The organism is Micromonospora chaiyaphumensis, assembly GCF_900091435.1.
GTDB classification, from domain to species: domain Bacteria; phylum Actinomycetota; class Actinomycetes; order Mycobacteriales; family Micromonosporaceae; genus Micromonospora; species Micromonospora chaiyaphumensis.
In genome coordinates, this window is sequence record NZ_FMCS01000002.1 from 573,294 (window position 1) to 591,037 (window position 17,744).

Below are 17,744 nucleotides of genomic sequence, written 5' to 3' on the forward strand. Positions count from 1 at the left end.
CGCGCGACGCCGGCCCGGCTAGGATCCGCCGCCTCACGCCGACGTGGAACACCAGCTCGGCGAAGTGGCGCCATCAGCCGACGCGGGACCCCGCCACCTCGGCGACCTGGCGGCTCCAGCCAACCGCGCCCCCCTGCACCAGCGGGCGCGGCTCACAGCACCCGGGTGGCCTGCTCGGCGGCGGCGCGGGCGTCGCGGTCGGCCGGGTCGAGGTTGGCGCAGAGCACCACGGACGCGCCGGCCGCGAGGGGGGCGAGCAGCCACTTCAGCGGCTGCTCGTGCTCGGCCGCGTCGACCAGGAGCCGGTCACCGGCGCGCAGATCGAGCTGCCTGGCGTACTCCCGGGACACCGCGCCCCACTCGCCGTAGCTGGTGCCGTCCGGGCTGGCCGGATCGGACGGGCGGAGAGCGCCCAGGTCCGGAGCGATCTCGGGGTGGCGCAGCACCTCGGCGGACCAGTCCAGCCACCCGAGGGGCACCTGGGACAGCGGGCCGGGGCCGGTGCCGACGAGGTAGCGGTGCGTCCCCTCGGGCACGTCCTCCAGCCAGTCGTCGAGGCGTTCCGGGGTGACGAACACGGCGTCGTACGGCCGGTCGGCACCCGGTTCGAGGACCGGCAGCCCGGCCAGGGCCCGGGGCCGGAACGAGACCGCCAGCCCGACCGACCAGGCCCCGATGAGCACGGCCGCGGTGCGCCAGTGCGGCGGCAGCAGCACGGCGACCCGGTCGCCGGGGCGCAGCCCGCAGCCGTCCCGGAGGAGCCCGGCGCTGCGGGCCGCCCACGCGCCAAACTGCTGCGCCGTGAGGTCGGTGCGCTCGCCGGTGGCGCCGTCGAGGTAGCTGAGCAGCGGCTCGCCGGTCGCGACGGCGACGGGTGCGGGGTCGGCCATCGGGTGCACTCCTCCCTGGCGGTCAGCTCACCCTAGCCGGGTGAACCGGTCGACCAGGATGGCCAGCCGCCGCTCGTGTTCCTCCCGCCGGAGCCGGCCGTTGCGCATCAGCGTGACCAGGCCGTGCAGCCCGCTCCAGAACGTCTCGGTGAACGTCTCCAGATTGTCGTCACCCGCGAAGGGATGCAGGGTCTGGGCCAGTTCGGCGAAGGCCCGGACCAGCTCGACCGGCGTTTCCTGGGTGGCGAAGGACAGATCGGTGGGCAGGTTGAAGATCGCGTCGTAGAGCGCGGGCCGGCGTTCGGCGAACTCGGCGTACGCCGTGGCGATGCCGGCCACCGCCTGCCGCGGGCCGGTCGCGGCGGCCCGGGCGGCGGCGAGTTCGTCGGCCAGATCAGCGCAGCCCTCCACGGCGACAGCGGCCATGATGGCGCCCTTGCCCTTGAAGTGGCTGTAGAGGACCGGCTGGCTGTACTCGATCTCGGCGGCGAGCCGGCGCGTGGTGACCGCGTCCCAGCCCTCCGCCTCGGCCAGTTCCCGGGCCGCGGCGATGATCGCCCGCTCCCGTTCCGCCCGCTCCCGCTCCCGCCGCGCCTGAATCGACATGACCGAACTCTAGCACCGCTAGCCAAACTGCCGTCGCTCTGCTAGCTTCGCTCTCGGATCTAGCAGCGCTAGCAATAGGAGCCGACCATGCTCAGCACCATCGCCTACGGGCTCGCCGTCGTCCTCAGCCTCTTCTGCGTCCTCATCGGCGCCCGATTTCTCCTGGCGCCGCAGGCCTCGGCCGCCGGCTACGGCGTCCCGGTCAAGCCGGACGAGGACCCGGCGTACCTCACGATCAAGGGCCTGCGCGACCTGAGCTACGGCCTGCTCGGCCTCGCGCTCATCGCCTTCACCAGCGCCGAGGCGGTCGCCTGGTACCTGCTGATCGTCGCGATCAACCCGCTGGGAGACACCCTCATCGTGCTGCGCCACGGCCGGAAGGCTGTCGCCTTCGGCGTCCACTTCGCCACCGCCGTGGTCGTCCTGCTCAACGCCGCCCTGCTGTTCGCCCTCTGACCCGCACCGCCACGACAGGAGTAGCGCGATGTCCCTGATCACGATCGTCATCACCCCCGGCGTCGAGCGGTTCGGGTACTTCCGCCACCTGGAGCGCATCGCCTACGGCAAGGTGCCGCCGGAGAGCCTGCTGGAGGTGCAGGAGCTCTACGACACGTACTTCCGGAGCAGCGCCGCCTGGGACGCCGCCCGCCGCTGACACCGACGACCGGACCCGCGACCGTCGACTTTGGTCGCGGGTCCGTCGGCCGATGGCCGTTTCGGTGGTCCGGGCCGGCCGGGCACGGTACGGGCATGACAGCCAAGCGCCTTCCGCCCGCCGTCGCGCTCCTGCTGCTCGCCCCCTGGACCGCCGAGTGCGCCTGGGGCGGCTTCACCCTAACCGGCATGCCGTTCGTAGTCCTCGTGCTCGCCCCCATGTACGGGGGCGCCGCCCTGCTGATCCGGGAGGCGGCCCGGCGGCTCGGCCTCGGCTGGCCGGGGATCGTGTTGCTCGCCTCCGCGTTCGGCGTGATCCAGGCCGGCCTGGTCGACCAGTCACTGTTCAACCCCGGCTTCCTCGACGACACCGAGTTCGCCGACACCCAGGCTGTCGCCCAGCAGACGACGGTGCCCGGCCTCGGGTTCAGCGCCCGGCAGGCGGTCGACTACGTGGGCAACCACGTGGCGCTCAGCATCTGCGCGGCGATCGCGCTCGTCGAGTCCTACCTCGGTGCCGACCGGCGGCTTCGGCCGTGGCTGGGCCGGCCGGGGCTCGCCGTCGTCGCCGTGCTCTGGCTCGGCGGCAGCCTGCTGGTCTTCGCCGACGACGGCGGCCGCAAGAACTTCCTGGCCGCCCCGGCACAGCTGGCGTTCGCCGCCGCTGTCGCACTGGCCCTGATCGCCACCGCCCTGCTGCGCAGGCCCCGGCCCGCGGACCACGCCACCCGGCCCACACCGCGTCCCGCCTGGGTCGGCCTCACGGTCGCCGTCGCCTACGCGGGCGCCGGGCTCGCCCCCGGCTGGCCGGGGATCGCACTCGCGCTGGCCCTGTCGGCGGCCGCCGCCGTGCTGCTCATGCGCTGGTCCCGCAGACCAGGCTGGGGGCAGCGGCACGTGCTCGCCGCCGGTTCGGTCAGCCTGCTCGTCGCGGCCGCGTACGCGTACGCCGTGCCCACCTATGCCCCGGCGACGCCGGCGGCGGCCCTGGTGGGTGACGTGGCGATCAGCGTGATCGTCCTTGCCCTGGTCGGCGGCGCCTGGTGGCGGCTGCGCGCGCCCTCGTCAGCTGTTCCCGCGCCCGCACGCTGACGCGGAGCTGCCCGCGACCGTCCGGGTCGCGGGCAACTTCGTCGCCGGTGGGGAGGCCGGCTACTGCTTGACCTTGACGACGTCGGTCGGGCGCTTCACCGTCACCGTGACGCCATAGTCGAAGAGTTCGAGCGTCGAGCCGAACGTGCCCGTGTCGAGCCGGCCCTTCGCCGTCGACTGCCAGGTGCCGGTGAGGGCCACCTTCGCGATCCGGCCGTCACCGTCGAGCGTGACGTCACCGGCCGTGGTGGTCGACCCGACCTTGTCCGACGTCGTGTAGCCGAAGTGCAGCGTGCCGTCGGGGTTCTCCGAGATGGTCGCGTTCGCGCTCTTCAGCGCCGCGAACAGGGCCGCCGGGTCGGGCGACGCGGCGCCCAGGACACCGTTCCCGTCGCCGTAGAGGGACAGCCGGTCATACCGGCCCGGGTACTGGCCGTAGCGGCCGTACGTCTCGCCCGGGCCCGCCTTGTCGGCCGGCACCTTGCCCCGGGGTCGCTCCCCGCCCTCGTACCGGGTGCCGTTGATCAGCAGCTCGGTCATGACGGAGTCGTCCAGCGCCACGCGCACATAGCCGGTGGCCGTCCTCGGGTCGAACGCGCCCTCGTACGTCAGGCCCTGGGGCCCCGAGTTGGTCAGCCGCATCCGGTAGCTGATGTTCTCACTGGCGGTGGCGGCCGAGACCAGCCGGATCGCCGGCGAGGGCGGTTCCGGCTGCGACGCCTCGGCGGTGACGCCGGGACGGCCCGGCGCGGGCGTCGTCGCCACGGTCGCCGCGGTGGCGACGCCCAGCGCCAGCAGCGCACACGTCGCACCGGCCAGCGCGGTCGTCCGGCGGCGGCGGGCCCGCCGGCCGCGTTCCAGCAGCGCACCCACCGGGGGTACGGAGCCCGGCTCGCCGTCGACCATGTCGTGCAGCCGGGTGGCGAGCCGCTCATCGATCGTGTTCATGACTGATCACCTGCTTGTCGAGTGGGAGGGTTCGTCGAGGAAATTGCGGAGTTTGTCCAGCGCCCGGGCGTTCTGGCTCTTGACGGTGCCCACCGAGCAACCCAGCAGCCGGGCGACCTCGCGCTCGGTCAGGTCCTCGTAGTGGCGCAGCACCACCACGGCGCGCTGCTTCGCGGGTAGCGACATCAGCGCCCGGCGCAGGACCACGGCGTCGGGGCCGACGTCGCCGGCCGGGGCGGCCCGTTCGGGGACGTCGGCGACGAGGCACTCCCGGCGGCGCCGCCGCCAGCCGGACGTGTGGTTGTTGACCAGGGCGCGGCGCAGGTAGGCGTGCGGGTCGTCGAGCCGGGACAGCCGCCGCCACCGCTCGTACACCTTGACCAGGCTGTCCTGGAGCAGTTCCTCGGCCCGCCACCGGTCGCCGGCCAGCAGCATGGCGAGCCGGATATGTCGCTGCCAGGCCACCTCGACGAAGGCGACGTACGACCGGTCCGCCGCGGACCGGGGTTGCGTTTGGTCGGTCACGCCCCTAACACGTGGCGGTGAGCCGGAAGGTTGTCAGCGCAGCGGCAGTTCCGGGCCGCCGTCGAGCAGCGGGGCCAGCAGGTCGCCCTGCTTCTCCACCCGCTTCAGCACCTCGGTGGCCGTGTACGGCTTCGTCGCCGGCCGCTTGCCGGCTGCGCCCGCCTCGACCTCGTCCCAGGTCAGCGGGGTGGACACCGAGGGCACGTCCTGGGCCCGCAGCGAGTACGGCGCCACCGTCGTCTTCGCCGCGTTGTTCTGGCTCCAGTCGATGAAGACCTTCCCGGGGCGCAGGTTCTTCGCCATCTTCGAGACGACCTGCTTCGGCTGCTCCTTCTCCAGCTCCTGCGCGATCCGCTTGGCGTAGGCCGACACGTCGTCGGCGTCCTGCGTGCCGGCGATCGGGCAGCAGAGCTGCATGCCCTTCTTCCCCGAGGTCTTCGGGTAGGAGTCGATGCCGTCCTCGGCCAGCCGGTCCCGCATGAGCAGCGCCACCTGGCAGCACTGCCGCAGTGCCGCGGGGGCGCCCGGGTCCAGGTCGACCACCATCATGTCCGGGTGTTCGCCGACCTTCCACTGCGGCGTGTGCAGCTCCAGGGCGGCGAGGTTGGCCAGCCAGACCAGGGTGGGCAGGTCGTCGGCGACCACGTAGTCGATCGTCTCCCGCCCCTTGCTCGACCCGGGGGCGGGCAGGTTCTCGGTGCGTACCCAGCCGGGGGTCGCGGCGGGTGCGTTCTTCTCGAAGAACGAGCCGCCGTCGACGCCGTTGGGGAAGCGGATCCGGGTCAGCGCCCGGTCCCGGAGGTGCGGCAGCAGCGCCGGGGCGATGCGCGTGTAGTAATCGATCACCTCGCCCTTGGTGAAGCCGGCCTTCGGGTAGAGCACCTTGTCCAGGTTGGACAGCTCCAGCGTGCGGCCCTCCACGTCCACCTTGAAGCGGTCAGCTGGCATCGTCGACCTCCTCGGCAGGCTTGTCCGGGCGCAGGCGCAGGATCCGGGGGAAGCGCAGCCGGCCGTCCGGCGTGCGCTGGCCGTACTTGACCTCCACCACGACCTGGGGAGTTACCCAGATCGCGCCGCGCGCATCCTCACGCGGCACATCGCCGGCGAAAGGCGACCCGGCGGTGCGCAGCGGTTCCAGCTCGCGCAGCAGCTCACGCTCGAGCGCCGCGCCGATCCCGCCGCCCACCCGGCCGCGGAAGGTGAGCCGCCCGTCCGGCCGTGGCACCCCGACCAGCAGCCCGCCGATCTTCCGCGCGCCGGGCCGCCAGCCGCCCACCACGAAGTCGCCGGTCACCTCCAGCTTGACCTTCACCCAGTCCGGCGAGCGCACCCCGGGCCGGTAGGCCGCGTCGACCCGCTTGGCCATCACGCCCTCCAGGCCGTGCTCGCCGGCCGCCGAGTAGGTAGCCGGGCCGTCGGCGAACACCGGCGGCACCGCCCACCGGGCGGCGCCGAGCCCCAGGGACTCCAGCGCGGCGCGCCGCTCCCGGTAGGGCCGGCCGGTCAGGTCCGCGCCGCGCAGCCGCAACACGTCGAAGATCATGTACGTGACGGGGGCGGCCGCCGCGAGCCGGGCGGCCTTGACCGCGTTGCGGACGTGCATCCGCTCGGCGAGGGCCGTGAACGAGGGCTGTCCGTCGGTGAAGAGCACCACCTCGCCATCGAGCAGGGCGTCGTCGACCTGCTCGGCCAGGGGGATCAGTTCGGGGTACGCGGTGGTGATCTCGACGCCGGAGCGGGCGTAGAGGTGCTGGTGGCCGCGGCTGATGTCGGCGAGCGCGCGGACCCCGTCCCACTTGAACTCATATGCCCAGCCGTCACCGGCCGGGAGCTGCCCGGTCATCGCGAGCATCGGCTTCAACGGCGCGCCGGGCACCTTCTGACTGTAGTTGCACGCGGAAGCGCGTGCGTCCCGTTCGATCATTTGCGATTCTGGTCAGAACCGGGGAGAGGAGCGCGTCATGCGGGCGATCTGGAAGGGAGCGGTGTCGTTCGGCCTGGTGTCGATCGGGGTGAAGGTCTACTCGGCCACCGAGGAGAAGGACATCCGCTTCCATCAGGTGCACCGCGAGGACGGCGGCCGCATCCGCTACAAGCGCACCTGCTCGGTCTGCGGCGAGGAGGTGACCTACGACGACATCGCCAAGGGCTACGACATCGGCGGCGGTGAGATGGTCATCCTCACCGACGAGGACTTCGCCGAGCTGCCGCTGACCACCTCGCACGCCATCGACGTGCTGGAGTTCGTGCCGGCCGAGCAGGTCGACCCGATCCTCTACAACAAGGCGTACTTCCTGGAGCCGGAGGGCTCGGCCACCAAGCCGTACGTGCTGCTGCGCGACGCGCTCGCCGACTCGGAGCGGGTGGCGATCGTGAAGGTGGCGCTGCGCCAGCGGGAACAGCTCGCCACGCTGCGGGTCCGCGAGGGCGTGCTGCTGCTCAACACCATGCTCTGGCCCGACGAGGTGCGCCAGCCCGACTTCGGCTTCCTCGACGAGGACCTCAAGGTACGCCCGCCGGAGCTGGCCATGGCCAGCTCGCTGATCGACTCGATGGCGGGCGAGTTCGAGCCGGACGCCTTCACCGACGACTACCGGGCGGCGTTGCAGGAGGTCATCGACGCCAAGATCGAGGGCCGCGAGGTCGTCCAGCCGGAGGAGGAAGAGGCCGCGCCGGCCGCCGCCGTCGACCTGATGGCCGCCCTGAAGGCGTCGGTCGAGCGGGCCCGGGCGGCCCGGGGCGAGGCGCCGGAGGGCGGGGCGGGCGAGCCGACCCCGATCTCCGCGGCCCGTTCGGCGCAGAAGGCGGCCAAGGCGACGAAGGCACCGGCCAAGAAGGCGGCCGAGAAGAAGGCCACCGCGAAGAAGGCGCCCGCCAAGAAGGCGGCGGAGAAGAAGGCCGAGCCCGCCAAGAAGACCGCAGCCAAGAAGACCCCGGCGAAGAAGGCCCCCGCCAAGAAGGCGGCCGAGAAGAAGGCCGCCCCCCGCAAGACCGCCTGACGTCGAGGGGCCGGGACCGGCCCCTCGACGGCGCGGGTCAGCCTCGGCCGAGCTTTTCGGTCGGGGTGATCCGGACGATCACCCGCTCCTCGCCGGGGCGGCGGAACGGGTAGGTGTCCTGGCCCAGATACTTCTGGGCCATCCGGTCGATGTGCTCGTCCGCGCCCTCGGTCACCAGCTCGGCGGTGCCCTTGACCCACAGGGTGCGGAAGTCGTCCGCCTTGTCCACCACGGAGACCGCGACCATCGGGTTGCGGGCGATGTTCACGTACTTCTGCCGGCCCTTGGCCGTGTTGAAGACGATGTGCTCGCCGTCGGTGTCCACCCACACGGGGGTGACGTGCGGGGTGCCGTCGACCTCGATGGTCGCCACGTGGGCGAGCTGCGGCTCGGCGAGCAGGGCCAGGTCTTCTTCGGTGAGGATCGCCATGGTCGAGAAGGTACTCCGCAGGGACGGCTGTCGCTGTCGGTCGACACAGGTACGCTCCGCCGGCCGCCTCCCCCGGAAAGGACGACCACCGTGCCGTACACCCCTGACTTCGACCGGCTGCTGACGCCCGGCGCGCGTTTCCCCGACGGCGAGGCCGAGCACGTGCTGGAGGTGCACCCGGCCGGCGAGGTGGTGCTGCCGACCGGGCGCGTCGTGGGGTGCGACCCGCTGGTCTGCCCGGAGAGCGACCCGTTCACGGTGGCCGTCGAGCCCGGCCGCTACCCGGCCCGGGCCTGGGTGTCGTCGATCCGGAGGGACGGCGCGGAGAGCGACCGGCGGGTGGCCGCGCTCGAACTGGTGATCCGGGACGAGCCGGTGGCCCGCTGGGAGATGGCCCTCGTGGACGGCCAGGACGTCGGCGAGCTGGACGACGACGGGTTCTTCGGCTACGGCGTGGACGCGGGCACCGGCACCCTCGCCGACCGGGCGGCCCTCGCCCCGCTTGAGGACTGGGACTACGACCGGGTCGAGGAGGTCTTCCTCGCCGAGGACGACGACCAGGTCCGGGGCCCGGTCCCGGGGCTGGTCGACGCGGTCGGCGACGAGGCGACCGGCGCGAACGTGCTGACCGTCTGGTCGGGCTGGGGCGACGGCTGCTACGGGACCTGGGTGGGCCGGACCGCCGACGACCGGGTCGCGTCGTTCGTCACCGACTTCATGGTGGTGCCCGCCGAGGGGTGAGCTGTCCGGATCGAGACCGGCCGAGGGAGCACCGCGGGCGCATGGGCGGGTACCGTGTGCGCTGGCCTCGGCGGCGGCCCGCCGGGGGCACCCACCCCACCCAGCAGGGAGTCGACGTGAGCGAGCGCGTGGAGAACCGGTCGGCGGGCCAGAGCCCGGGCACCAAGGCGGAGCGGCGGCTGGCCGCCCAGCTGGCGGCGAAGAAGGCCGCCGAGGCGAGGCGCCGCCGGCAGTCGATCCTGGGGGCCGCCGCCGGTGTGCTCGCCGTGGCGCTCGTGATCGGCGGCATCGTCTGGAAGAACAGCGGTGACAACGACAAGCCGGCGAGCACCGCCGCCGCGCCCAGCGCGAGCGCCCCGGCCGCCGAGCCCACCGCGCCGGCCGCCCCGCAGCTCCCCGCCGACCTCGACCCGGCGCTGAAGTCCAAGCCGACCGTCGCGGCGGGCAAGGGCGAGCTGAAGAAGCTGACCGTGACCACGCTGGTCAAGGGCACGGGTGCGGCGGTCAAGGCCGGCCAGCAGATCACCACCAACTACGTGGGCGTGTTCTACAAGGACGGCAAGGAGTTCGACGCGTCCTGGAACACCGGCCAGCCGGCCACCTTCCCGATCGGCGTCGGCCAGGTCATCCCGGGCTGGGACCAGGGCCTCGTGGGCGTGCCGGTCGGCAGCCGGGTGCAGCTCGACATCCCGGCCGAGCTGGCGTACGGCAACGACGCGTCGGGCGGCCGTCCGGCCGGGCCGCTGCGCTTCGTCGTCGACGTGCTCGCCGCGCAGTAGCTCACAGCAGGCTTCCGTCCGGTCACCCAGCGGCAGTAGGTTCATGGTCACCGCGGGCGGTCCACCCGCCCGCGGCGACCTGCCCACCGACGCGGAGGTGCACGTGGCGGCGCTGGACGACACCGGCCTGGCCCGGCTGATGTGGACACACTTCGAGCCGGTCCACGCGGTGACCTACTTCCACCCCCGGGCCCGCTCGGCCTACGAGGCGGTCGGGCTGCGCGGCTACTGGCGGGGCTACTTCGCCGGCCGGGCCGCCCCGCTCGGTGCGGTCGCCGCCCCGACCGTGGTGGCCGCGTTCTTCAGCTTCGCGCCGTCGATGGTGGCCCGGGCCCTGCCCTCGGTGTGGCGGCTGGCCACCCCCGAGGAGGCGCTGCGCGCCCGGCTCACCGGCGCCGTGCAGGCCCTCGCCGAGTTCACCTACGAGCTGCCCGAGTCGCACCTGGTCGAGGCCGCCGACCTGCTGGAGGAGGCGGCCGGGCAGGTGGAGACGGCCGGCCGCGTGCTCGGCGCGGCCAACGCCGCCCTGCCCCGGGGCGACTACCCGCTGTCCCGGCTCTGGCAGGCCGCCACGACGCTGCGCGAGCACCGGGGCGACGGGCACGTGGCCGCGCTGGTCACGACCGGCCTGGCGCCTGTGGAGGTGGTGGCCTGGCGGTGCCGGGTCGACCAGTCCCGCGAGTTCCACCAGCCGGCCCGGGGCTGGACCGACGAGGAGTGGGCCGCGGCCGAGGAGCGGCTGGTCGAGGCGGGCTGGCTGACCGCCGACCGGGAGCCGACCCAGCACGGCACCGCTACCTTCCGCGCCGTCGAGGAGGCCACCGACCGGGCCGCCCTCGGGCCGTGGCGGGCGCTCGGCGCGGCACGGACCGCGCGGTTGCGCGAACTACTCGAACCCATCGCCACCCGGTGCCGCACGATCATCCCGCCGAAGGCCCCCATCGGCCTGCCTGCGCAGCGCGGGTCCGCGAAGGACGCGGCGGCTCCGGCCCGCTGAGCGCCGCCGGTCCGGCAGGATGGGGTACGTGGTGGACGCGGTGCTCTTCGACCTGGACGGCGTGATCGTGGACTCCGAGCCCGTCTGGGAGGAGGTCCGGCGGGCGTACGTGGCCGAGCACGGGGGCACCTGGCAGCCGGACACCCAGCGCCGGCTCATGGGGATGAGCACCGGCGAGTGGGCCGCCTACCTCAGCGGCGAGCTGGGCGTCGACCGCACTCCCGAGCAGGTCGCCACCGAGGTGGTGGCGGAGATGACCCGGCGGTACGCGCAGCGCGTACCCCTGATCGACGACGCGGCCGCAGTCGTGCGCCGCACGGCCGCGCGGTGGCCGCTGGGGCTGGCCAGCTCCTCGCCCACCCGGCTGATCGCCGCGGCGCTGGACGCGACGGGCCTGACCGACGTGTTCGGCGCGACCCTGTCGACCGAGGAGACCGCCCGGGGCAAGCCCGCGCCGGACGTGTGGCTCGCCGTGGCGGAGCGGCTCGGCGTCGACCCGGCCCGGTGCGTGGCCGTGGAGGACTCCTCGAACGGGGTCCGCTCGGCGTCGGCGGCGGGCTGCCGGGTGGTGGCCGTGCCGCACGGCTCCTACCCGCTGGATCCGGACGCGGTGGCCCTGACGGCCGCGCTGCTCCCCTCGATCGACGCGCTCACCCCGGAGGTGGTGGAACGGCTCGGGTGAGCCCGATGTCCGTGGAGCGCCCGGTTGTACGGTTTCCGGGGCACGCCGGATCGGAATGATCGCGGGGCGTCCGGGTAGCGCAGCCGGCAGGACGGCGGAGGGGACGGCGATGAAGGCGATCGTGTACGAGAGCAACGGGGACGCCTCGGTGCTCCAGCTGGTGGACCGGCCCGTGCCCGAGCCGGGCCGCGGCGAGGTGCTGGTGCGGATGGCCGTGGCCGGGGTGAACCCGACCGACTGGAAGGCCCGCCGCGCCTGGCCGCTGCCGCAGGGCTGGCAGATCCCCGGGCAGGACGGCGCGGGGATCATCGAGGCGGTCGGCGAGGGCGTCGACCAGATCCTCATCGGCGAGCGGGTGTGGCTCTGGGAGGCCGCCTGGCAGCGGCCCTGGGGCACGGCCAGCGAGTACACGGTGGTGCCGGTCCGGCACGCGGTGAGCCTCGGCTCGGCCTCGTTCGACCTGGGCGCGGCGCTGGGCATCCCGTTCATGACCGCGCACCGCTGCCTGACGGCCGGCGAGTTCATGCCGGACAAGCTGCACGCCGGCGCGTTGAGCGACCACGTGGTGCTGGTGCAGGGCGGGGCGGGCGCGGTCGGCAACGCCGCGATCCAGCTGGCCCGCTGGGCCGACGCGTGCGTGATTGCCACGGTGAGCAGCCCGGAGAAGGCGCAGCTCGCCGCGGCGGCCGGGGCCAGCTTCGTGATCAACTATCGCGAGCAGGACGTGGTCGAGGAGGTCCGCAAGGTCGCGCCCGACGGGGTGCACACGATCGTCGAGGTCTCCGCCGCCCGCAACGCCGCCGCCGACGTGCAGCTGCTGCGCACGGGCGGCGCGGTCTGCGTCTACGCCGACGACGGCGGCGAGCAGGTGACCCTGCCGATCCGGGCGCTCATGATGCCCAATGCCCGCTGGCAGTTCGTGCTGATCTACACGGCGCCGAAGGCGGCCAAGGCGCAGGCGGTGACCGACATCGCGGCGGCGGTGGCGCAGGGCGCGATCCGGGTGGGCGACGAGGCCGGCCTGCCGCTGCACCACCACAAGCTGGAGGCGGCGCGGGCGGCGCACGAGGCCGTCGAGAACTCGGTGGTCGGTAAGGTGCTCATCACGACCAGCGACACGTGAGAACGCGAAACGTATTTCGCCATCATCAGGACAGAGACGAACAAGTTTCGCGAGAATGACATTGCGGGTCGCCCCGCATGGACGGGCGGCCCCGGCGCGGTGCGAACGCCGGGGCCGCCCTCTGGGGAGGAATGTTCGCGAGGAACAGGTCCTACCCGTGCTGGCGACGCTACGCCGGAAAGTGTTACGGCGCGGTCAGTTCGCGTACCTCCAGGTCGCCCTCCGCGTAGCGGGAACGCACGACCTTTTTGTCGAACTTGCCCACGCTGGTCTTCGGGACCGCGTCGATGAACGCCCAGCGCTCCGGCAACTGCCAGCGCGCCACGGACGTCGCCAGGAACTCCCGCAGCTCCTCCGCGCTGACCGAGGCGCCCTCCCGGACCACCACGGTGGCGAGCGGCCGCTCGTCCCAGCGCTCGTCCGGCACGCCCACCACACACGCCTCCAGCACGGCCGGGTGCGCCATGAGGGCGTTCTCCAGCTCGACCGAGGAGATCCACTCCCCGCCCGACTTGATGACGTCCTTGGCGCGGTCGGTGAGCGTGATGTAGCCGTCCGGGGAGAGCGTGCCGACGTCCCCGGTCCGCAGCCAGCCGTCCCGGAACTTCTCCTCGTCCGGGGTGTCGTCCCCGACGTACCGGGCGGTCACCCACGGCCCGCGGACCTCCAGCTCGCCCACGGACGTCCCGTCGGCGGGCAGCGGCTCGCCCAGCGGGCCGACGATCCGGGCGGCGACCCCGGCCGGCACCCGGCCCTGGGTGTAGCGGTAGCGCCACGCCGCCTCGCCGGTCGCGCCGGCCGGCGGCCGGGAGACCGAGCCCAGCGGGGACATCTCGGTCATGCCCCAGGCGTGGATCACCTCGATGCCGTGCCGGTCGTGGAAGGCGTGCATGAGCGACGGCGGGCAGGCCGAGCCGCCGACGATCACCTCCTGCAGCGAGGAGGTGTCGACGTCGTGGGTGTCCAGGTAGGACAGCAGGTCGGTCCAGATGGTCGGCACCGCGCCGGCCAGGGTGGGGCGCTCGGCGGCGATCATCGCGGCGATCGGCTCGGCCTGGAGGAACCGGTCCGGCATGATCAGCGACGCGCCGGAGAGGAACGCCGCGAAGGGCAGGCCCCAGGACATCGCGTGGAACATCGGCACGATGGCCAGCTCGCGGTCCTTCGGGCCGAGGCCGAAGCCCTCCGGCATGCACACCTGGAGCGAGTGCAGGTAGATCGAGCGGTGCGAGTAGGCGACGCCCTTGGGGTTGCCGGTGGTCCCGGAGGTGTAGCAGAGGGCGGCGGCGTCGCGCTCGTCCACCTCGGGCCACTCGTAGGTGTCCGGCCGGTCGGCCAGCAGGGCGTCCCAGTGGTGCACGGTGATCCGGTCGCCGGCCGCGGCCAGCAGCGGGGCCGGGTCGCCGCCGCCGACCACCACCACGTGCCGCACCGTGGTCATCTCGCCGATGACCCGGGCCAGCAGCGGGATCAGCGTGGTGTCGACGAGCACCACCCGGTCCTCGGCGTGGTTGGCGATGTAGGCGACCTGGTCCGGGAAGAGCCGGATGTTGAGGGTGTGCAGCACCGCGCCCATGCTCGGCACGGCGAAGTAGGCCACCAGGTGCTCGTTGTTGTTCCACATGAAGGTGGCGACCCGCTCGTCGCCGGTCACCCCGCACTCGTCGCGCAGCGCGTGGGCCAGCCGGGCGGCCGTCCTGCCGACCTCGGCGTACGTCATCCGTCGGGGCTCGGCGCCCGTCCACGTGACGACCTCGGCCGTGCCGTGCACGGTGGTGCCGTGTTCGAGGATCCGGGCGACCTGGAGGGGGGCGTCCATCATCGTGCTACGCATGGGTAGCAAACTAGTGTCGCCGGTCACACGAACGGAACCCCCGGAACGGCCGGACCCGGTTCGCGAAGCTGCGTAGATTGTCCGGGTGAGCATCTCGTGGGCCGACTCGTACGTGGGGCAGCTCCGGGCGCTGGCCGGTGACCGCACCCTGATGTTCGTCGGCGCCCGCGCCGTGGTGCGGGACAACGCGGCCCGGGTGCTGCTGATCCGGCGCTCGGACAACGGCCAGTGGGCCCTGCCGGCCGGTGCCATGGAGCTGGGCGAGTCGATCGCCGACTGCGCCGTCCGGGAGGTGCGCGAGGAGACCGGCCTGCGCGCGCTGCGGGTCTGCGCGTTCGCCCTCTACACCGGCCCCGACTTCACCAACACCAACATGTACGGCCACACCTACCAGGTCTTCACCACGGCATTCCGGGTCGAGGAGTGGGACGGCGAGCTGGCCCGGATGACCGACGAGACCACCGACGCCGGCTTCTTCCACCCGGAGGAGCTGCCCCCCCCGCTCTCCGGCAGCGTCATCGAGACCCTCGCCGACCTGGACGTCTTCGAGCAGACCAACCGGCTCATCCTCAAGTGACGGCGCCGGCCGCCACCGGCCGCCCGTCCCCGGCCGCCCCGGTGTGGTCACCCGGCCGGGCACCGGACCGTTCCGCGCCGATCCCCGCCGCCACCACGAAGGCGATGCCGGCCACCGCCGCGGGACCGGGCACCTGACCCAGCGCGACCAGGCCGACCACCAGGGCGATCGCGGGCTCCAGGCTCATGAGCGTGCCGAACGCGGCGGTGGTGAGCCGGCGCAGCGCCAGCAGCTCCAGCACGAACGGGACGACGGGCAGCAGCACGGCCAGCCCGAGGCCGGCCAGGAGCACCGGCCAGGTCAGGTCGCCGAGCACCGACGGACCGACCACCACGGTGGCGACCACGGCGGCCACCGGCATGGAGACCGCCAGGCCGCGGACGCCCGAGACCTCGTCGCCCACCCGCTGGGTGAGCAGGATGTACGCCGCCCAGCAGGCCCCCGCCCCGAGCGCGTACGCCACCCCGACCGGGTCCGCGCCGCCGTGCCACGGCTCGGTGAGCAGCAGCACCCCGACCGCCGCGAGCGCCGGCCAGAGCTTGGCCCCGCCCCGGCCACGCGCCACGGCCACGCCCAGCGGCCCGAGGAACTCCAGCGCGCTGGCCGTACCCAGGGGCAGCCGGGCCACCGCCGCCATGAAAAGGATGGTGACGCCGGCCGTCACCACGCCGAGCGCCACGCAGGCCCGCAGGGCGGAGCGGGTGAAGGCCGACGGGCGGGGCCGGACCACGACCGCCAGCAGCACCCCGGCCCAGGCGAGGCGCAGCCAGGCGGCGCCCTCCGGGCCGACCCGGTCGAAGAGCCCCACCGAGGCGGCCAGCCCGAGCTGGACGCACGTCATGGAGGCGACGGCCATGGCGGTGCCGGCGCGGGCCGGGGTCACGGTGGTCATGGGGACAGTCGAGCCGGTCCGGACCCTTCGCGTCCACGTGCCGTTCCTGGACGGACCGTTCGGCAATCGTGAACAATCGTGGCATGGACCTGCGTCGACTGCGCCTGCTGCGGGAACTGGCCCGGCTCGGCTCGATGCGGCAGGTCGCCGACGAGCTGCACGTCACCACGTCGACCGTGTCGCAGCAGCTCGCGGTGCTGGCCCGGGAGGTGGGCACCGACCTGGTCGAGCCGCACGGTCGCCGCGTCCGGCTCACGCCGGCCGGGCGCCGGCTGGCCGAACACGCCGTCACCATCCTGGCCGCCGTCGACGCGGCCCGGCTCGACCTCGACCCGCGCGCCGAGCCGGCCGGCACCGTCCGCGTCGCCGGCTTCGCGACCGCCGTCCGCCGCTCGCTGCTGCCGCTCACCGCCCGGCTCGCGGCGGACCACCCCAGGGTGCGCCTCCGCATCGGCGAGCACGAGCCGGCCGAGGCGTACGCGGCGCTCGCCGCCGACGAGGTCGACCTCGCGCTGACCTACGACTACAACCTGGCCCCGCTCGCGCCGGACCCGACGCTCGACGTCACGCCGCTGTGGTCGGCGGCCTGGCGCCTCGGGGTGCCGTCCGCGGCGGCGCCCGGCCCGGCGGCGGACGCACCGGCGGTCTTCCACGCATTCCGGGACGCGGACTGGATCGTCAACTCGCGCAACACGGCCGACGAGGTGGTGGTGCGGACCATCGCCTCGATGGCGGGTTTCGAGCCCCGGATCGTGCACCGGGCCGACAGCCTCGACCTGGTCCAGGACCTCATCGTGGCGGGGCTCGGCGTGGGCCTGCTCCCCGGCGACCAGCCCACCGCGCCGTGCGTCGGCCTGCTGCCGCTGACCGGACCGCAGGCCCTGCTGCGCGCGTACGCCGTGACCCGCCGCGGCCGGGCGGCCTGGCCGCCGCTGGCGCTGATCCTCGACCTGCTCACGGGAGAACCCGCCCGCTGAACCTGGCATCCTGTCCTGCGTGGCTGAACCCCTCGATGGCTCGCTCGCCGATGCCGAACTGGCCGCCTTCATCGCGGCTGTCCGGCAGGATCCGGGGCCGCCGGCCCGTGCCGTGGGGGCGGCGGAACTGCGACGCGCGCAACGCGCCCGCGTCGAGGCGCGCCCGCGAGGCCCCGAGATGGCCCGGGTCGAGGATCTGACCGTGGGTACGACCGGCGTGCGGGCCCGCCGCTACCGGCCATCGGAGACGGTCCGCGCCCTGGTGGTGTTCCTCCACGGCGGGATGTGGACGATCGGCGATCTCGACTCACACGACCGGGCATGCCGCCGTCTGGCGCGCGAGACCGGCGCGGCCGTGCTGAGCGTCGACTTCCGGCGGGCTCCGGAGCACCCGTGGCCGGCGGCCGTCGACGACTGCGTGGACGTCATCCGGTGGGCGGCGACCGGCGGGAGTTCGAGCGCCGGCATCGAGGGCCCGACGGCCGTCATGGGCGACAGCTCCGGCGGCAACCTCGCCGCGCTCGCCTGCCTGCGCCTGCGCGACGAGGGCGGGCCACTCCCGGCCGCCCAGATCCTGGTGTATCCCAACACCGATCTGACCCTCTCCCACTCCAGCACCCGGACGAAGGCCACGGGGTGGGGCCTCGCCACCGACGACGTCGCCTGGGGCGCCGAGCAGTGGGTTCCGGACCCCTCCCGTCGCGCCGATCCCGACGTGAGTCCGGTGTTCGCCCCCGACCTCGGCGGGCTCCCGCCGGCCGTCGTCGTCACCGCGGAGCACGATCCCCTCCGGGACGAGGGCGACGCGTACGCGGCCCGGCTTGCCGCCGCGGGCGTTCCGGTCCGGCATCGCCGCGAGGCCGGGATGGTCCACGGATTCCTCACCCTCGACACCGTCTCACCTGCCGCGGCGGCGGCCGGAGACCGGGTTCTCGCCGACGTCGCCGACCTGCTCGCCCACCTCGCGTGACGTGACGTCGGCCGGAATCCGCAGACCG

21 protein-coding genes are annotated in these 17,744 nt (G+C 73.7%); 12 read left to right on the top strand and 9 right to left on the bottom strand.

The genetic code is table 11. The annotated features are described in order from the left end of the window. Nucleotides 1-152 precede the first annotated feature (152 nt). Nucleotides 153-890 carry a TIGR03089 family protein gene (locus tag GA0070214_RS08540; protein ID WP_091261060.1) on the bottom strand — a complete coding sequence of 246 codons (738 nt, stop codon included), beginning with the start codon at nt 888-890 and terminating at the stop codon, nt 153-155. Nucleotides 891-917: 27 nt separating this feature from the next. Next, entirely contained in the window at nt 918-1,496 is a 579-nt protein-coding gene (locus GA0070214_RS08545) for a TetR/AcrR family transcriptional regulator (RefSeq protein WP_091261062.1), read from the bottom strand. Nucleotides 1,497-1,583: 87 nt separating this feature from the next. Here GA0070214_RS08545 and GA0070214_RS08550 point away from each other — a divergent pair, with 87 nt between their 5' ends. The 3 genes from GA0070214_RS08550 (at nt 1,584) to GA0070214_RS08560 (ending at nt 3,242) form a co-directional block, all read left to right on the top strand. Further along, nucleotides 1,584-1,952 (top strand): DUF4267 domain-containing protein, encoded by a 369-nt coding sequence (locus tag GA0070214_RS08550; protein WP_091261064.1) that lies wholly within the window; start codon nt 1,584-1,586, stop codon nt 1,950-1,952. A 28-nt stretch (nt 1,953-1,980) separates the two neighbouring features. Further along, nucleotides 1,981-2,151 (top strand): hypothetical protein, encoded by a 171-nt coding sequence (locus GA0070214_RS08555; protein WP_208602684.1) that lies wholly within the window; start codon nt 1,981-1,983, stop codon nt 2,149-2,151. Nucleotides 2,152-2,246: 95 nt separating this feature from the next. Beyond that, nucleotides 2,247-3,242: a hypothetical protein gene (locus tag GA0070214_RS08560; RefSeq protein ID WP_091261066.1), complete on the top strand. Its 996-nt coding sequence runs from the start codon at nt 2,247-2,249 to the stop codon at nt 3,240-3,242. Nucleotides 3,243-3,302: 60 nt separating this feature from the next. On the opposite strand, the gene GA0070214_RS08565 is transcribed toward GA0070214_RS08560, so the two are convergent. The 4 genes from GA0070214_RS08565 to ligD (GA0070214_RS08580) are packed head-to-tail and all read right to left on the bottom strand — an operon-like array spanning nt 3,303 to nt 6,591. Further along, nucleotides 3,303-4,190: a hypothetical protein gene (locus GA0070214_RS08565; RefSeq protein WP_091261068.1), complete on the bottom strand. Its 888-nt coding sequence runs from the start codon at nt 4,188-4,190 to the stop codon at nt 3,303-3,305. 6 nt (nt 4,191-4,196) lie between these two features. After that, nucleotides 4,197-4,715, bottom strand: a complete 519-nt coding sequence (locus tag GA0070214_RS08570) for a SigE family RNA polymerase sigma factor (protein WP_091261070.1) — start codon at nt 4,713-4,715, stop codon at nt 4,197-4,199. Nucleotides 4,716-4,748: 33 nt separating this feature from the next. Then, nucleotides 4,749-5,663, bottom strand: a complete 915-nt coding sequence (gene ligD, locus GA0070214_RS08575; protein ID WP_091261072.1) for a non-homologous end-joining DNA ligase — start codon at nt 5,661-5,663, stop codon at nt 4,749-4,751. After that, nucleotides 5,653-6,591 carry a non-homologous end-joining DNA ligase gene (gene ligD / locus GA0070214_RS08580; protein ID WP_091261485.1) on the bottom strand — a complete coding sequence of 313 codons (939 nt, stop codon included), beginning with the start codon at nt 6,589-6,591 and terminating at the stop codon, nt 5,653-5,655. Before ligD (GA0070214_RS08580) ends, ligD (GA0070214_RS08575) begins: the two co-directional genes overlap by 11 nt. 85 nt (nt 6,592-6,676) lie before the next feature. Between ligD (GA0070214_RS08580) and ku the strand changes: the two genes are divergently transcribed. Further along, a complete protein-coding gene (gene ku, locus GA0070214_RS08585) occupies nt 6,677-7,714 on the top strand; it encodes a non-homologous end joining protein Ku (protein ID WP_091261074.1) in 1,038 nt (345 codons plus the stop codon). A gap of 37 nt (nt 7,715-7,751) precedes the next feature. Here the strand turns inward: ku and GA0070214_RS08590 are convergent, their stop codons facing one another. Further along, nucleotides 7,752-8,144, bottom strand: coding sequence for a PPOX class F420-dependent oxidoreductase (locus GA0070214_RS08590; RefSeq protein WP_091261075.1), 393 nt, complete (start codon nt 8,142-8,144; stop codon nt 7,752-7,754). Between the two features lie 90 nt (nt 8,145-8,234). Between GA0070214_RS08590 and GA0070214_RS08595 the strand changes: the two genes are divergently transcribed. From GA0070214_RS08595 to GA0070214_RS08615, 5 genes are all read left to right on the top strand, one after another. Further along, nucleotides 8,235-8,885, top strand: a complete 651-nt coding sequence (locus tag GA0070214_RS08595) for a DUF4241 domain-containing protein (protein ID WP_091261077.1) — start codon at nt 8,235-8,237, stop codon at nt 8,883-8,885. Between the two features lie 41 nt (nt 8,886-8,926). Then, a complete protein-coding gene (locus tag GA0070214_RS08600) occupies nt 8,927-9,664 on the top strand; it encodes an FKBP-type peptidyl-prolyl cis-trans isomerase (protein WP_167364213.1) in 738 nt (245 codons plus the stop codon). A gap of 139 nt (nt 9,665-9,803) precedes the next feature. Then, entirely contained in the window at nt 9,804-10,661 is an 858-nt protein-coding gene (locus GA0070214_RS08605) for an SCO6745 family protein (RefSeq protein ID WP_208602696.1), read from the top strand. Nucleotides 10,662-10,689: 28 nt separating this feature from the next. Then, the gene (locus GA0070214_RS08610; protein ID WP_091261085.1) at nt 10,690-11,343 is read left to right on the top strand and encodes an HAD family hydrolase; all 654 of its coding nucleotides are present in this window, start codon (nt 10,690-10,692) and stop codon (nt 11,341-11,343) included. Nucleotides 11,344-11,452: 109 nt separating this feature from the next. Beyond that, nucleotides 11,453-12,466, top strand: coding sequence for an NADPH:quinone reductase (locus GA0070214_RS08615; RefSeq protein WP_091261087.1), 1,014 nt, complete (start codon nt 11,453-11,455; stop codon nt 12,464-12,466). Between the two features lie 184 nt (nt 12,467-12,650). Here the strand turns inward: GA0070214_RS08615 and GA0070214_RS08620 are convergent, their stop codons facing one another. Next, entirely contained in the window at nt 12,651-14,300 is a 1,650-nt protein-coding gene (locus tag GA0070214_RS08620; protein ID WP_091261089.1) for a fatty acid--CoA ligase, read from the bottom strand. An 85-nt stretch (nt 14,301-14,385) separates the two neighbouring features. On the opposite strand from GA0070214_RS08620, the gene GA0070214_RS08625 reads away from it, so the two are divergent. Continuing rightward, the gene (locus GA0070214_RS08625) at nt 14,386-14,877 is read left to right on the top strand and encodes an NUDIX domain-containing protein (RefSeq protein ID WP_091261092.1); all 492 of its coding nucleotides are present in this window, start codon (nt 14,386-14,388) and stop codon (nt 14,875-14,877) included. Here GA0070214_RS08625 and GA0070214_RS08630 read toward each other — a convergent pair. Then, nucleotides 14,870-15,769: an EamA family transporter gene (locus tag GA0070214_RS08630; RefSeq protein ID WP_091261094.1), complete on the bottom strand. Its 900-nt coding sequence runs from the start codon at nt 15,767-15,769 to the stop codon at nt 14,870-14,872. The genes GA0070214_RS08625 and GA0070214_RS08630 overlap by 8 nt on opposite strands. 83 nt (nt 15,770-15,852) lie before the next feature. Here GA0070214_RS08630 and GA0070214_RS08635 point away from each other — a divergent pair, with 83 nt between their 5' ends. Continuing rightward, the gene (locus GA0070214_RS08635; RefSeq protein ID WP_091261096.1) at nt 15,853-16,746 is read left to right on the top strand and encodes a LysR family transcriptional regulator; all 894 of its coding nucleotides are present in this window, start codon (nt 15,853-15,855) and stop codon (nt 16,744-16,746) included. Nucleotides 16,747-16,765: 19 nt separating this feature from the next. Next, on the top strand, nt 16,766-17,716 hold the full coding sequence (locus GA0070214_RS08640; RefSeq protein ID WP_091261099.1) for an alpha/beta hydrolase: 951 nt from the start codon (nt 16,766-16,768) through the stop codon (nt 17,714-17,716). Nucleotides 17,717-17,744 lie beyond the last annotated feature (28 nt).